A 15,689-nucleotide genomic window follows, 5' to 3' on the forward strand; every position below is an offset into this window, starting at 1 on the left:
CGCGTGCGTTTACTACTGATTGAAGATGACGTGGCCCTCGGTGAAGGGATTCATCAAGCCCTGGAGCGCGAAGGTTATACCGTCGACTGGTTGCGCGATGGCAGCAGCGCCTTGCATGCATTGCTCAGCGAAACCTTTGACTTGGCATTGCTTGACCTTGGCCTGCCGCGCATGGACGGGCTCGAAGTGCTGCGGCGCCTGCGCGACAGCGGTTCGAACCTGCCGGTGCTGATTCTCACGGCCCGGGATGCCACCGAAGACCGCATAGCCGGGCTCGACGCCGGGGCTGACGATTACTTGATCAAGCCTTTCGATTTAGCCGAACTCAAGGCGCGCCTGCGGGCGCTGTTGCGGCGCAGTGCCGGCCGCGCACAGGCGTTGATCGAGCACGCTGGCATCCGGCTCAACCCTGGCACCCAGCAAGTCAGCTACCAGGGCGAACCGGTGGCGCTCACGCCCAAGGAGTATCAGCTGCTGCATGAACTCCTTTCGCCCCCGGGCCGGGTCATGACCCGCGACCATTTGATGCAGTTGCTCTACGGCTGGAACGAAGAGGCTGAAAGCAACACCCTGGAAGTGCACATCCATCACCTGCGCAAGAAATTCTCCACCGACCTGATCCGTACCGTTCGCGGCGTCGGTTATCTGGTGGAGGAGCGTCGGTGACGTCGATCCGCCGTCGTACCCTGACGCTGATCATCGGCCTGATGCTCGCGGGCCTGGGTGTGATCAGCGCCTTGAACCTGTACGACAGCCATCACGAAATTGCCGAAGTCTACGACGCCCAACTCGCGCAAAACGCGCGATTACTGCAAGGCGTGTTCCGCATGCCACTGGCCAGCAAGGAACACGCCGAGTTGTACCAGGCGTTCAACGAGGCCCTGGGCGAAGCGGTGCCCAGGGGTGACGGTCATCCCTATGAAAGAAAAATTGCCTTCCAGGTCTGGAATCCCCAGGGCGAAGTGCTGGTGCACACTGCCAGCGCTCCCTCTTTCACTGCTGCCCCCTCTACGCCCGGCTTTAGCGATGTAGTGGACCTGAATAACCGCCACTGGCGCGCGTTCCTGCTGGAGGACAAGCAGAATCACCTGCGAATCTGGGTCGGTGAGCGGGATGACGTACGGGCGGACCTGGTCGACCGGATCGTGCGTCATACCCTTTGGCCCAACGTGTTGGGCAGCCTGTTGCTCGCGGTGATGGTCTGGCTGGCCATCGGCTGGGGCCTCAAGCCGCTGGCAAATATGGCGGCGACCCTGCGCGCACGGCACAGCGGTTCATTGGAGCCTTTGCACCTGTCGCCACTGCCCAGCGAACTGGAGCCCATGCAAGCGGCGCTCAACCGCGTGCTCGCGCAGATCCAGGAAGTTCTGGGGCGTGAGCGACGGTTCATCGCTGACGCCGCCCACGAAATGCGCACGCCGCTGGCGGTGCTGAGGGTGCATGCCCAGAACTTGATGGAGGCGGAGAGCGAGGAGGAGCGCCGCGCATCACTGGAGCACCTGATCGCCGGCGTGGACCGTACCAGCCGACTGGTCAACCAATTGCTCACGATGGCGCGCATCGAACCCCAGGCAGCCATTCGACCACCGGAATACATTGACCTGGAGGCCACGGTTCGCGACAGCCTGATTCAGTTGACGCCCTGGCTGTTGGGTAAAAACCTGGAACTGGTGTTCGATGTCAGCGGCGACGTCAGCCAGGTCAGAATCGATCCCGCTGCCATCGACATTGCGTTGAACAATCTGGTGACCAATGCGGCGAACTTCTCGCCTGTGCACGGGGTGATCACCGTAAGGCTGGCCAAAACAGAACAGGGCTATGAATTGTCCGTGGAGGACGAGGGGCCGGGGATCAAGGAAGAGGACCGTGAGCGGCTGTTCGAACGATTCTACAGCCGGGCAAATGACGAGGGAGCAGGCTTGGGCCTGACCATCGTTCGGGCCATCGCGGATCGCCTGGGCGGGCAGGTCAAACTGGAGAATCGCTTAGAGGGGGGATTGCGCGCTTCGTTGGAAATTCGGCGCTTTTGACCTTGCCATGGACATGACGCAAAGTGCCCAGGTTACTCAGAAGAGCAACCACGCAAAAAAGCTTTGCCCCACCACTTGGTGCCTCGCTAAGGCTCGGCATGCGCCCAAATCTAACGCCAAAGCGAGGCGGCCTTAAAACCGACCTGACTTTTTCAGATATCCGCAATCCACTGTGGGAGCGAGCCTGCTCGCGAAAAATGTCCAGACAACGCGTTCATCCAGAAAGGGCGCGTTATCGTTGACGTCCATCGCGAGCAGGCTCGCTCCCACAGGGGATCGGCGACAGACCTGCACTCAGTTCGACTTTAAGGCCGCCTTGCTTTTGCTTTGGCTTTTGATTTTCTTGCCCTATATCAGTGGCTGGTTGGCTGACCATTTCGGCTCGCGCCTGGTCTTCAGTTCGGCGATCGTCCTGTTCATCCTGTTCGTATTGCAGCGTGCACCCGCCAAGGATTAGCGCGGTGCGTGGGTTCTCCTGTCCTGGACCCTGAAACTCAAGTGCACGCAGGTGCCCTGTTTTTCATCGATTATCAGGCTCGCATCGCCGCCAAAGCTTTCCATGATCTGCTTCACCATGATAAATCCGATACCCAGCCTACCTTGTCGGGTGGTGTAGAACGATTTGAAGGCCATCATTTGCTGTTGCCGGGAAGATCCACCTCCGGTGTCGCCAATGGTCAGGTGCAGCCATTGATGGACATCATCCAGGCGAGCCACGATGCTCAGTTTTCCTGCCGTCGGCATCGCTTCCATGGCATTGGCAATGACGCTGCCTAAAATCTGCGAGAGCAGCAGTGGATTGCTGATTACCCAGGGCGTGGGTTCATTTTTGAACTCGACCTGGATTTTCGATTGACTCAGTTGTGCGCTGAAACTGTTGAGTGTGAGTTGTATCATCTCCATCGGATCCACCCGTTGCGCCTCCCCGCGGATCGGACCCAGGCACAGGAGCAATTCCTGCACCCATCGCGACATCCGCTCCACCTGACTAATAATATCGTCGAGCTGCTTCTTTGCAGGCTGGCCCTGAATGTCATTTGCCAATTCCGCACTTGAGCGGATGCAGGCCAGAGGATTACGCAGGCTATGGGCGACGGCAGTGGACATTTCGCCCAAGCCAACGTAGGTCTTGTTGGCAACGACTTGAGCCTCTTGCGAGGCCAACTGGATCGATGTTCGTCGGGCAATCCAGTAAATCCCGAAGTAAACAAGCAGGCCACCCATGGTGGACAACCAGATGATCCAGTGACCGTGGTTCAGGCGTTCAATCAGGTCGATGGGCTCCCTGTAGATTTCAACCACCGCCAGAATATTTCCCCGGTCATCGACCAGAGGGATGTAGCTTTCGATGAAGAACTTTTTCGGGGGGTACAGGAATTTTTGTTCACTGCGGTCCGCAGCGACATTGCTGTATTTGGTGGATATCCGTTCTTTGGAACTGAATGCCTGTTCAAGCTCGTCATTCAAAAATGCTCGGCCAACCAGCTTCTGGTTGGTTGACCAGACCACTGTTCGATTTGGGGAATAGATATTGATCAAGAGCGAGTTCGGAAGATGCGCAAGATAGTCCAGGAACTCGAAGCTGGCGGGCTGTGCGCTTTGTTTCTTTTCTTCTGGTATCGCCTGGTGTCGAGCGTAGGTGAGCACCTCCCCGATCTGTCTACCCGCCAGCCCGTGGTGACGTATCTCACCTTTGGCAATGGTCTGGATGAACTGCGCTGTTATCAGCGCATCGCGTTCAAGGCTTTCGGCGACCAAAAATCTTGTCGACCACGAACCCACCCCGAAAGCGATCACGCTGATCAGTACGAAACTGACGATCGAAAACCAGCGCAGGAGATTGAATTGTTGAGTGGGTGCAATCGCGTCAACGGTTCCAGGGAGAAAGCGTTTATACAGCACGTCGATTGCAGGCATAGGGAGTACTCCTGGGTATGCTGCTTTTCAGCAGCTTCAACCTCTCAAGCAAGCCTTGGGTGAATAGCAGCATCCATGCCAATGCAACGCTGCGCTTGGGCGGTGCATCTTTCAGCCATTTCTCCAGGAAGAACGCCGGTGCGAAGCGGGTATTACCCCCCCCATATATGGGGGTAGGTTCCCCGGGGCGAGTAATAGCGGTTGCGCTATTGGCGGGGGCTGATCAATCACTTGACGGGCGTTCGCCGGATATCAACCCGCGAATGGCGTTAATGGCGCGTTCGCGTGCGCTGGCGAGCAATTGCGGGGAAACCAAAGGCGCTTGCAAAAGCCCTTGTGGCAGGGGCATGACGCCAAGCGCGATGTGCGCCTGTTCGAATTGTCGTTCGCGCCTGATCAATCCGCCCGACACGAGCTTGAAATAGAACCTGCTGAAGCCCTCCTGCTGCTTGGGCGTGCCACGTACCCCCGTTGTCCGGTCGATGACCCCCAGTCGTTGCTCCAGTGAGTGGCGAAGCCGGGCCTTGCCCTTGCGTTGGATGGGCAGCGGAAATACCGCTACCGGACGCCCGGTCATGCAAGCCTCTGTGAGCATTGAAAGGCTGTCGCCGGTGACGATAAATCCATCCGCCAGGGCGAGAAATGCAGGGTAGGGATTGTCTTGCGTCTCACCGAATCGATACGCCCAGCATGGAACGTCAATGGCAGACAGCAACGCGTCGGTGGTTGTCGCCGATGAGCGCGGGCTGGTCGATAACAGGATCGAGCCACCCAGGGCCTTGACCGCGGCATTGGCTTCACGGCCAAGTCGAACTTCTGATTCCGTGTCCATGCAATAAGGTGCGGCACTGGCTCCCACGAGGACGGCGATCCAGGGGCGAGGCAGCGAAGTGAAGCGCTGTCGCCATCGCTCCAGTTGCGCCTGATCCAGCGTACGCGGATTCATGTACGGGGCAGGGAGGTCCACTACGTTGTCTGCCAGGGCAAGCCCATATTGCGGGGTCGACAAGACCAGGTCGAAGCGCCACAACGGGAGCTGGGCACGTCCCACATGGGCCAGTTTTGCCGTGCCCTTGGAGCGATGCTTGATCCATTGGGCAACCTGGGCGCAGCGCCGTCCTGCGCTCAATACCAGGTCTGGCCAGGGCGCGCTCAGGCCCGGGACTGCCCGTATGGGCAACCGGGTGCCCAACAGGGCGTCGAGCAGATAAGGGCGTGGGGGTGTGGTGATCTGTTTGCATTCGTAGGGCCAACCCAGTGCGTCGGCCATGGCTATCAGCTGTGCATTGTCGCCGGCATGTTGACTCAGTAGCACCCAGACCTTGGGGTTTTCGGCCGCTTTGCGCCGTAATGCATAGTCCGCGACGAAGCGTTGCGTGTGGCCTTTTTCGTCCACGCAATCAAGCTGCCAGCAACGATCCGGATAGCGCCGCGCGATGCGCCGCAGCAGTCGTCGCCAGCCGCTGACAGAGCTGGTCATCGAACCATCACCGCTGAGCCTTGCGTGAATATAAAGCAATCGGGAAGCCTGGTTGAACAGGCGATCCATGACCCAGGGCAAGTCTTCCGGCGGCAGCTTTTCAAGACCCTGGGCCGCGATGAAATCCTGGGGAGGTAAATCGACCTGGCGAAGCTGCTCGATATCCAATTGCCTGACCGTTGGGCCGTGCGCCTCCGTGGGTTGCCAGCGCCCGATCAATCCGAGATTCGTACACTGCAGCTTGCGACTGAGCAGCCTGGCATCTTGCGGGATAAGCGCCGGTAGAGTGGTGGCTTCCCGACTGCAGTGGACGAATCGCGGACTGGGCTGTGCTGCCGTGTAGAGCTCATACCCACTGGCGTCCGCCGCTTCCTCAAGGCTGAGAAAAATTTCCGCGTAGGGATGAATCTGATAGCTGTATTGCGCCGGCAGAGGTCTCCAGGGCTGTAGATGCAGCGTCGTGTAATGCAGCAACCGGGACTCGCCGTGTTTGTATTCCAAGTCCCGAGCATGCCAGATGGCATCCAGAACGCCGAAGCAGCCCGGTATCTCGGAGGCGAGCGCATGCAGCTTTTTTTTGCTGGTCGTGGTGGCTGCTTGCATGTTCCAGCAGCAGCGCATCCGTTCGCAGTCGATGAGCATGACGGCCGTTTCCCTGGGCGCGAGCGCCAGATAGCCGTGCTCGCCCATCGGTTGGTCGAACAGCTCGGCCGGGTCGGCGGTGTAGAGTTGATCGACGTCGTTGTACAGCGCGCGACCGTGGCGCCCCGCCAGGTCCGGGATAGCGAAGCGGTAATTGGTAAAGCCGGTGCGCCAGCCCGCCTGGTTGAAGCCGGGCAGGCCCGTCATGCGGTAGACCTCATAACGGCGGTCCGGGTTGCGCACCTGTTCCAGCGCATAGACAAACATGCGCTCAGCGCGATATTGGGCAGGTTCGGTACCCAGGAATATGCGCACGGCAGGTGCCTGCGGTGCCCCGGCTCGGGCTGCCAAGACGATCGGCTCGATGCGCGGTATCGCGATGTGTTCCCCAATGTCCCCTGGGGTAGCGGGGTCATAGGTACCGATGCTTGAGGACGACTGTGCTGAACCCTCCAGGCGCATGGGCGTTTCCTCGGAACATTAATCTCCACAGCATAGAGCGAAATACGCAAGTCGAGGATAAAGTTTGCGTGCGGTGTTTTTTTGAATCGAGGCGATGGGCGGGTGTCGAAAGGTTTAACTCAGCGAATGGATTGTTCTAGTCTTCCAACCAAGTCTTTAAATGATCGCAGGGTCCTGCTCGTTCAAATCCTTAAATGGGAGCCCGGGAGAAATGGGTCTATTCGAACAACGCACCCGTACAGCTGCAATCTTGTTGAGCGCCGGCCAAGGACGACGGCTTCTTCCCTATACGACGAACACCCCCAAGTGCCTGATCGAGGTCGGTGGGCAGCGGGTCATAGAGTGGCAGATCGATGCTCTGATGGCCGCCGGGATAAGCCGGATCACCGCGGTCATCGGCTATGGAGCAGAGCAGGTCGAACGGGTGCTGAACGAACGTTACGGGCCTGGCGTCATTTCCACGATCTACAACCCGTTCTTTGAAGTTGCCGATAACCTGGCCAGTTGCTGGATGGCTCGCCAGATCATGCATGACGATTTCATCCTGCTCAATGGCGATACGTTATTCGACCACCCAGTCCTGGAGCGATTGCTTGATGCACCTGCCAGGGCGATTACGCTCGCGGTCGACAAGAAACTGGCGTACGACAGCGACGATATGAAAGTCCAACTGATCGGTGATCGAATCAGCGCCATCGGTAAACTGATTCCGCTCGATCATGTCGACGGGGAGTCTATCGGCATGATGCATTTTCAGGCCGGTGGAGGACCACTGTTTCGTAGTGCGCTGGAAGACAGCATGCGACGTCCTGAAGCCCTGCAAAGGTGGTACTTGAGCATCATCGATCACCTCGCAGGGACTACCGGGCAAGTGTTCGCGCAATCCATCGAAGGATTGGGCTGGGCTGAGCTGGACTTTCCTGCCGATCTCAGGGCTGCACAGGCACTGGTCAGGCCCTGGGTATGCCGCAAGCAAGGGACGGCAATTACCCTCGCGGAGGGAGAGTAGGGCTGCTCCTGAGGTTGGGGTTTCAAGCTCGTCTATCGACCAGGCGGGCAGTCACAATGAGACTCGATGCTGGGCTCAAAGGTGTCGCGCAAGGCAGAATATTCCCAGCGTTCGACGGTGACGCGCCTTGTTCGTTTGTCCAGATGGATTCGATTGAACGAATTGGGGGCATTGCCACGTAAACGTGACGAGAGGGTCGTTCCCGCCTGCACCCCCCAGATTTCCTTGGACAATGCGCCGTATTGCGTGCTGAGTGCCAGCACATAGGGAAGATGGATGTGCCCCCCCATCACCAAGTCGAGCCCGGACGAGGCCCAGCGTTCCAGTGCAGCCCTTGCACCGATCTGCAGATTGCGTTGGTCGCTGGCGACGATTGCGCCGAACGGCTGATGAGCGACGACGATGCGCAATTTTTGCGGATCGCATTTCTGTAGCCGTTCAGCCACTTCCTCGACTTGCCGGGCAGTGACCTTGCCATCTTTTCGGCGTGCCGGGTGGGTTGTGTTCAAGCAAATGATCAAGGCATCGTCATTCTCGAAAACGGGTGCGAGGTTGCTGTCGATGTACTTGTAATAATTCCCGTAGGGTGAAAACAGGCGCGCGAACAGGTTGAACATGGGGATATCGTGGTTGCCGGGGATCGTCAGGACTTGCGGTATTCCATAGCCCTTGATGCGGTTGATGAATGCTTGCGCCGAGGCGAACTGCCCGCGCCGGGCGCGCTGTGTGATGTCGCCGGAGAAAAGGACCAGGTCGGCGCCGTGGGCCTGGACGTGCGTTTCAAAGGCTTGCATGACGGGGAGCTGTTCGGTGCCGAAATGGGTATCGGAAATATGCAGGAGACGGGTCATCGTTGCTGGACATCCTCTATACCCGACAGGGCTTGGCGCTTGATTTGTCGTCCGTTGGTGCCACTGACCACGTTCTTTTCCACGTTCATGGGGCGCCTCCATCGTTCGCATTGCGAGCAGCAACTTCTTCAGCGAAGCCGGCGGCTTTTGAGCAGGCGCCAGAGCAATGGCCAGCCGAAGAGCAGTGGAAAACGACGCAAGCGATGGGTCACGACGACAGGCTCACCCAAGTGGCGTTCCAGCTTCCATATGAGGTAGTCGACACCGTTTTCGAAGGTGAAAAAGGATTTGACCAGCCGCGCCACGTTCAAGGTTCTTCCCTGGACCCGCCGCCATTTCCACAGACGTTCATTACCTCGACGCGTGGCCATCGGGCAAAGGTTGCGATAACTGTCTTCTGCGCCCGCACAGGCCGCCATTTGCGTCACCGCAGGCGCGGCTGCCCGGGTGATGCGCGAATAATAGTCCATGTCATGCCTGACGAGCTGCCTGGGGCGATCAGCTGACTCGGGACGCAGCTCGGTCCGGTAGGTCAGCGACAATGATCTCTCCCACAGGGTGAAACTGTCGAATCGATCCGGCAGAGTGGCGACACAGCGACCCATCAGGGTCATCACGGCTTGAGCCAGGGCGAAATGGATACGCTTGCGCGTTAACTCGTCCTTGCAATAAACCAGCCGGCAGGGCTGGGCGAAGCGGGCCCAGAGGTAGCTTTGAAACCACGAACCGGTACCCGCCTCGAAGTCCTGCAGCGACAGGATGGCGCATTTGGCATGGAGTATTTGCCCATCGGCCGCCACAGCCCTGACGAGGATCACCGTGGGTGGCAGCCAGGCATTGGCAAGCTGCTGCAAGCGCGTGTGATGAGCGTGAGCGTAACTATCGACCAGCGCATACACATCGACCATGCCATCGGTGAGATCGCCGTTGCGCAGGCATGAACCGTAGACCAGCAGCGCCACCAATGCATCGCCCAAGCGTGTGTGCAATGCCTGGACAATTGCCTGCACCTCTTCGGGCATCGGCTGCGTGCACTGCTCCCTGACCTGTTCAAGCAGCTTCGCAGGGGGCGGCGGGCAGGCTTCATGCATCATTGAGGCCCGAGCGGGGCGCGAACATCCGCACGATCAAGCGGTCGCGTTCAGCGCTCATGTCGATTCGACTGAGCCAGGGCTGCGGCGGCTGGCCTCGGTGCTTCAAGACAAGGGCGGACATCGTGCGCACCCCCAGGATCAGCGTCGAGACGCAGGTCCAGACGGCCACCCAGATCAACGCCGTGTCATGGGCATCGAACGCCCATAAGCTGGTCAGTATGAGCAAGTTGGGGTTGCGCCGCGCGGTGATCAGCCGGTTGAGTGAGTCGAAGGGGCGCCAGAGAAACAGCGAAAAAGGCGCGGCCAGCTTGAACGCACCTTCGCAAACCCTGCCTGCGATATAGCCCAGGCAAATGGCCCAGAGCACAGGCTCGAGGGGTATGGCCGAGTCCCAGGTCGCCTCGTAGCCCACTCCCCAGGCGATGTACCAGAGCGGCGGGTGAATCAGGTCCAGGCCATGGTCGAAAAGGTTTCCGAAGCGCGTGGAGGTCACGGTGACGCGTGCCAGCTTGCCATCCACCGTATCCAGGAACGTCATCAACCAGCCGGCCAGCAGGCCCGCGCCAAATAATCCATGCCAGAACAGAAAGCCTGCGGCGATGGCCAGGACATAGCTTGCTGCCGTGACCTGGTTGGGACTGAGCCCCAGCCGCACGCACCAGACGGTGGCCCAGCGAGCAGGGACAGGCCAGATCGCCCGGGTGATGAAATCGGTGACGCCCTTGTAGGAGCCGTTGAACAGAGACTTCTCAAGATGCGCCTGGTTGGCGGCGGTGATTTGCGCGACCCAGGGAGGATCGAATTTGCGCAGTTGCGTCTGCATCGCGGTGGCCACGGTGCCGGGAACCACTTTGCGTAATCCGGCGACGGCGTCAGTGTCCAGGCTGGGCAAGTGGGCGAGCCGCTCGACACTGGCGTGGGCGGCGACAATGGTGCCGGTGCGCGGGTCCTGTAGCGCGATCTCAGGCGTTGCCAGCAGCCCCTGGAGCACGCGGTCGTCGTAAAGGTAATCCTCGCGCAGCAGGACCACCTCGCCTTGTGCCGGCAACGGATCGTTCGCATTGCACAGATGGGCGTTGGGAAACTTTGCGAGCATACGGCCCACTCGCTCCCTGGAGGTCAGTCCCCACAGCCGCACCGGGCAGCTGCAGATCAGGTATACGGGAGTCTTCATGGTTGGTTGCGCCTGCGCCGAATCACATTGATTGAAGGAGCGGGCGCCAACGCCCTGTCCATTGAACAGCATGACGGTTTCAACGACTGCCCCGGTCCAGATACGCCACGATCACAATAGCCACTGCGAGCAAGACCAGGGCCGGCCCCAAAGTAGTGACCAGGATGTTCATTTTTAGCAGTAGACCGAGGTTTACGATGATCTGATTACTTACATAGACCATTAACCCGACTAGCGCACCCAAAGCCAGCCGTGCACCCAGGTTGGGCGAGCGCGGTTGTGCGAAGGCAAACGGGATGGCGAACAGGATCATCGCCAGGGTCAGGATCGGGCGCCCGAGCTTTTGCCACATCGCCATTTCATATTGTGCCGAGGGCTGGCCCGAGCCTTTGAGGTACGCGATGTAACGGTAGAGCTGGCGGGCAGACAGGCTTTCGGTCGGCAGCGTAATGTCGCCCAATCGCGCACTGCCAAAAATCGAACGCCAGGGCATTTGGTCGAGTTGTTGCGTCGATTCAGCGTCCTGGTCCCACTGTTTCACCTGGACATTGTTCAAACGCCACTGGCCTGCGTCCAATATGTCCGCCGTCTCGGCAAAGATGTAGGAAACCAGTGAGCGGTCGTTATCGAACCTGAAAATCTCAATATTGACCGGCAACCGTTTGTGCGCAAGATTGCCAATACGGACGATCTGATCGTCCTGTCGAGCCCAGACACTGCCTTGATCGTTGCTCGCCTGCGCACCGGCGGCGATGGCTTCGTTGCGCAGCTCCAGGCCATTTTGCTGCAGGGGAGAGGCCACCCACTCATCCAGCGCCGCCCATGACAGCGCTAGCGCGAGACCGGCCACTGTCGCCGTGAACCCGATCCGGGCAATCGACAGCCCGGTGGCGCGCATGACCGTCAGTTCCCGGGTGGCTGACAATTGCCCCAGCGCGGCAATGCCACCCAGCAGGGCGATAAAGGGGCCAAGCTCGACGACACGGCGCGGCAACGTCAGGAACACGACTTCAATGGCCTGGCTCAACCGATACCCGCCGGGCGCCACGTCGTCTAATTCACCCACCAGATCAAGGGTGGTGAACAACGGTAGCAGCAGCGCTGCCGCGGCCGCAAAACCGAAGAACACATGGCGAGTTATGTAGCGATCGAGGACTTTCATCGGTAGCCGAACCGAAAGTTTGCCAGGTCGCGCGCCAGGAAAACCAGCAGGGCCAGGCTCATCAGCAGCGGCACTGTCCACAAGCCCGGATACAAGGGCAGGGTACTGTTGCCCACCATCGTCTTGCAGATGTCCGCTGCGTAGTAGATCACCGCGAAGACGGCGGTCACGGGCAGCAGGGTCGCAAACCGTCCCTGCCTGGGCCGGGTACGGCTTAACGGAATGGCGAGCAATGCAAGGACCATGGCGCTTACACCCCGCGTCTGGCGCCATTGCAATTCAGCTTTGTCCGAGGGCGCGCTGGAAGCCTTCAGCACTTCGTTGGGGGCGGCCTTGCGCTTACCCTCGGCGGCCCGTTCGATGGGTAGCAAGTGCAGTCGCATATGCTCGAATTTTTCCGAAATGTCCCGAGAAGCACTGTGCTTGAGCAAATAGGAATGGCCTTGCGTCAACTCCACGATCGGATCGTCTGGGTTCGGATCCAGGATCCTCGCCTGCCTGGCGCGAAATACACGGGTTTTCGAGTCACCCGGGTCATAGATCAGCACATCGTGGAGCCGGCCATCAGTCCGGTCAATGCGTTCTGCCAGGATCATCCTGCCGTTTTCATTGTTCAGGTTGAACCGTTGTGCCTGCAGATGATTGACGTCCAGGTCTGTTCGCGATTGCTGTTCCAGCACATAGGCCTGCGTATAAGCCCAGGGGCGCCCGTAGAGCGAAAGCATGGCCACCGCCAGCGAGATCGGAATGGCCAGCAACAGGACGGCCCGATAGATCCGCAGCGGGCTTGCACCCGAAGCGGCTATCGCAATGATTTCAGAATCATGGCAAAGACGTCCCACCGCCAGGGTCACCGAGGCATACAACGCCACCGGCACTAGCATTTCGAGGGCAATCAGTACCTTGTAGAACACCATCTCCAGTACCGCTTGCAAGGCGAGAGTGCCCTCGACGGCGTCAGCGAGATACCGCTCTACCGAATAACTGGCAAAGATGAACACCAGGATGCTGACCATCACGATCACCGGCCGCCGGATCTCGGCGATCACGTAGCGTTCGATCAGGAACATGCCCTGGATCCCGGCCGGTCGCCTTGCCCATGCCGCGCTGGGGCGATTGAGCATTCCTGCCGCCAGGATCCATCAGGTATCGCTCGGTATCGATTGATTTCTCTGGGCATGAATTCTCTCCACCATTTGATAATCCAGCGGCGAATCGACATCGATAGCGGCCTCCGGGAAGGGCATGACCACCGCCCCGAGACTCACCCCCAACCGGTTGGAAAGCTGTTGCAGCGCTTGTTCCAGGGTCAATCGACCCAACAAATATCGCAGTACTCCCTCGACGCCCAGAGCGCCGGCGATCACCCGCCTGGGATGCTTGCGATCGTGTTCGACCCGTTGCCAGTAGCTGGCGAGACGTCGCGCGTCCTCGGTCATGAAGGCGAACAGGTTGCTGCCGCAATAAGGACCGCCGCGAAGCCGGATGCTGGTGCGCCGGGTTCCTGGAAAACCCGCCAGCACCGTGTCCAGCGGCGTTACCGCCACCACAAAGTCATGGTCGCCTGAAGTCGCCTGCGCAAGGAAATAGTCGACGATCTGCGGACTGAGCAGCGCATGATCCGCCGTGGTCACCAACACGGGACTGTCTGCGGGTTGACGCGCCAGCGCCAGCGCCGCGCTGGCGCTGGGGGAGTTGGCAGGTTCCAGCCAACTGACGCTGGCGCAGTCCAGCAGTTGCGCCAATGAGGCATCTTGCGCCATTAAATTTCGCGCAGGCCCCACGAGTACGATCCGGTCGATCCGGTCACTGGCCGCCAGCGCCTCGACGACTCGACGAACCATGGGAACCCCGGCCACCGGCGCCAATGCCTTGCAGCAAGTCCCGGCCACGGCAGCAACGGGGTCGGCCGGCCCCCGGTCAGCAGCCAGGACCAGCGCGGTGAACGGCCTGACCTCAAATGTGCTTTTCATAGATCCGGTAGCGCTTGTAGGCGGTGGCGCCGATTTGTTCGAGAATCTTGCGCATCACCGCATTCGATTCCAGGATCCACGACATTTCCAGGGCTTCTATGCCGCGCTTGACGAAGGGCGGCTTGAGCGCTTCGATCAACAGCAGGGCGAGTGCAGGCCCCAATCGGCTGAACTGGTAAGCCTGCTTGACGCCCATCAGGGGCACGCGTGCAGTCCGCGCGCCTTTGACGTAAAGCCGCCACAGCAGGCGTATCCAGCCAAAGGGCAGCAAGCGCCCGTCGAGCGAGGCGATCGCCTCGTTGATGTTAGGCATGGCCACGATAAACGCGCAGGGCTCGCCATCGACTTCGGCGATGTACAGCAAGTCCTTGGGGACCAGCAGCCTCAATTGGCTGCCAAGCTCGTAGAATTCGGATTCGGTGAAGGGGACGAAACCCCAGTTGCGGCTCCAGGCGTCATTGAAGATTTCCCGCAGGATGCGCATGTCCCGCCGGAACTGACGCGGGTCCAGCGGCCTGATCACCACGCGCTTTCGCTCGCGCGCCATCATCGCAGACAACGCTGGCGGGAAATGCAATTGATCGGTGCGCATCCAGTAGGCGAGCAAATCCTTGGCTTGCCGGTAGCCAAGGGCGGCGAGCCTTTGGTCATAAAAACGCTGTCCGTGGCCCATCATGGCGGAAGGGGGATGATCGAATCCCTCTACCAGCAAGCCGCTTTCCTGGTTGATGGTCAGGTTGAAGGGGCCCGTGATGCGTGCAGCGCCATGTTCGCGCAGCCAGGCTTCTGCCGCTGCGAACAGGCTGTCGAATACAGCGGGATCGTCCACGGCTTCCAGCATTCCGAAGTGCCCTGAATCATGGCCGTGTAATTGCCGGTGAAGGCTGTCGATCTGTGCGGTGATCCGCCCCACCACTTCAGTTCCCGACCAGGCCAGCCACGCCTGCCACGTCAGGTGAGGGGAGGCTGGATTCTTTTGCGAAAGGAGTTCATGGCGCTCGTAATGAATCGGTTCGATCCAGCAAGGATCGTTGCGATACAGGGTGCCGGGGAAACTGATGAATGTCTTGAGGTCCAGGCTTGTGAGGACGGGTCGCGTAATGATTGGCAACTTCTTATTGATCATCGTTGGCCACAAAAGTCCGAAGCAGTTGAACTCGTATCCCTTTCTTAGTACCTCAGAGAGCGTAGCTGAAGTATTGGCGTAGGGCGTACGTGCAGAAAACAAGGGTGCCAGTGATCCAGTAAAAGCTCGGTAATCCGTGTAATGCTGTTCACTTTAGGTTTGGGGGTTGCAGGTGCATGTTTGGATTGGGTGTATATCCGTTGTTGCGGTAACGCCTACTTAGGGTTTCGCTTTTACTGTTGGAGCCAGGCTTGCCGGCGAAGGCGTGCTGGCAGACGATAATTGTCTTTCAGGTGTACATATCCGTTGCTGCGGTAACGACCACCTAGGGTTTCGCTTTTACCTGTAGGAGCCAGGCTTGCCGGCGATGGCGTCCTGGCAGGCGATAATTGTCTTTCATGTGTACATATCCGTTCCTGCGGTAACGGCCACCTAGGGTTTCGCTTTTACAGCGAGTCACTTTGAGAAGCGGAACGCCGCCCGGCGCAAAGTAACCAAACGCTCTTGCCCCTGGCGTTCGGTGCCTCGCTAAGGCTCGGCATGCCCTCGCTCCGGTCCTGCTCCGTGGGCCCGCCGCGATGGGCCATCCATGGCCCAGCGCGGCTAAACCGGCATCCATGCCGGTTTACCCACTGCGCAGAACCTCCACTCGGCCTCTCGATGTGGCAAGAAAATCAAAAGCCAGATCACCATCAAAAGCGAGGCGGCCGACCGGCCGGCCTGATTGGAAGCCATACGCATACCTTCTGTAGGAGCGAGCATGCTCGCG

The 15,689-nt window shown here is 59.4% G+C and carries 12 protein-coding genes; 3 read left to right on the forward strand and 9 right to left on the reverse strand.

Features of this window, described 5'->3' with window-relative positions; all coding sequences use genetic code 11:
- Nucleotides 1–3: 3 nt before the first annotated feature.
- Nucleotides 4–666, forward strand: a complete 663-nt coding sequence (locus PSUM_RS02435; RefSeq protein ID WP_020801081.1) for a response regulator — start codon at nt 4–6, stop codon at nt 664–666.
- Nucleotides 663–2,030: a sensor histidine kinase gene (locus tag PSUM_RS02440; RefSeq protein ID WP_020801080.1), complete on the forward strand. Its 1,368-nt coding sequence runs from the start codon at nt 663–665 to the stop codon at nt 2,028–2,030. Before PSUM_RS02435 ends, PSUM_RS02440 begins: the two co-directional genes overlap by 4 nt.
- Before the next feature lie 453 nt (nt 2,031–2,483).
- On the opposite strand, the gene PSUM_RS02445 is transcribed toward PSUM_RS02440, so the two are convergent.
- Nucleotides 2,484–3,947 (reverse strand): sensor histidine kinase, encoded by a 1,464-nt coding sequence (locus PSUM_RS02445; RefSeq protein WP_083348906.1) that lies wholly within the window; start codon nt 3,945–3,947, stop codon nt 2,484–2,486.
- Nucleotides 3,948–4,170: 223 nt separating this feature from the next.
- The gene (locus PSUM_RS02450; protein ID WP_020801077.1) at nt 4,171–6,531 is read right to left on the reverse strand and encodes an ELM1/GtrOC1 family putative glycosyltransferase; all 2,361 of its coding nucleotides are present in this window, start codon (nt 6,529–6,531) and stop codon (nt 4,171–4,173) included.
- 211 nt (nt 6,532–6,742) lie between these two features.
- Between PSUM_RS02450 and PSUM_RS02455 the strand changes: the two genes are divergently transcribed.
- Entirely contained in the window at nt 6,743–7,540 is a 798-nt protein-coding gene (locus tag PSUM_RS02455; protein WP_020801076.1) for a phosphocholine cytidylyltransferase family protein, read from the forward strand.
- 32 nt (nt 7,541–7,572) lie between these two features.
- On the opposite strand, the gene PSUM_RS02460 is transcribed toward PSUM_RS02455, so the two are convergent.
- The 7 genes from PSUM_RS02460 to PSUM_RS02490 all read right to left on the reverse strand — a co-directional run bounded on the left by PSUM_RS02460 (nt 7,573) and on the right by PSUM_RS02490 (nt 14,920).
- Nucleotides 7,573–8,391, reverse strand: a complete 819-nt coding sequence (locus tag PSUM_RS02460; RefSeq protein WP_020801075.1) for a metallophosphoesterase family protein — start codon at nt 8,389–8,391, stop codon at nt 7,573–7,575.
- A gap of 128 nt (nt 8,392–8,519) precedes the next feature.
- Nucleotides 8,520–9,413: a hypothetical protein gene (locus tag PSUM_RS02465; RefSeq protein ID WP_249030808.1), complete on the reverse strand. Its 894-nt coding sequence runs from the start codon at nt 9,411–9,413 to the stop codon at nt 8,520–8,522.
- A gap of 61 nt (nt 9,414–9,474) precedes the next feature.
- On the reverse strand, nt 9,475–10,731 hold the full coding sequence (locus tag PSUM_RS02470) for a CDP-alcohol phosphatidyltransferase family protein (protein WP_020801073.1): 1,257 nt from the start codon (nt 10,729–10,731) through the stop codon (nt 9,475–9,477).
- 7 nt (nt 10,732–10,738) lie between these two features.
- Nucleotides 10,739–11,821, reverse strand: a complete 1,083-nt coding sequence (gene lptG / locus PSUM_RS02475) for an LPS export ABC transporter permease LptG (RefSeq protein ID WP_083348907.1) — start codon at nt 11,819–11,821, stop codon at nt 10,739–10,741.
- Nucleotides 11,818–12,945 (reverse strand): LPS export ABC transporter permease LptF, encoded by a 1,128-nt coding sequence (lptF, locus tag PSUM_RS02480; RefSeq protein ID WP_225441920.1) that lies wholly within the window; start codon nt 12,943–12,945, stop codon nt 11,818–11,820. Before lptF ends, lptG begins: the two co-directional genes overlap by 4 nt.
- A gap of 18 nt (nt 12,946–12,963) precedes the next feature.
- On the reverse strand, nt 12,964–13,794 hold the full coding sequence (locus PSUM_RS02485) for a nucleotidyltransferase family protein (RefSeq protein ID WP_083348908.1): 831 nt from the start codon (nt 13,792–13,794) through the stop codon (nt 12,964–12,966).
- On the reverse strand, nt 13,778–14,920 hold the full coding sequence (locus tag PSUM_RS02490; RefSeq protein WP_020801069.1) for a hypothetical protein: 1,143 nt from the start codon (nt 14,918–14,920) through the stop codon (nt 13,778–13,780). The genes PSUM_RS02485 and PSUM_RS02490 overlap by 17 nt, the downstream gene beginning before the upstream one ends.
- Between the last annotated feature and the right edge of the window lie 769 nt (nt 14,921–15,689).

The organism is Pseudomonas umsongensis, assembly GCF_002236105.1.
Classification (GTDB): domain Bacteria; phylum Pseudomonadota; class Gammaproteobacteria; order Pseudomonadales; family Pseudomonadaceae; genus Aquipseudomonas; species Aquipseudomonas umsongensis.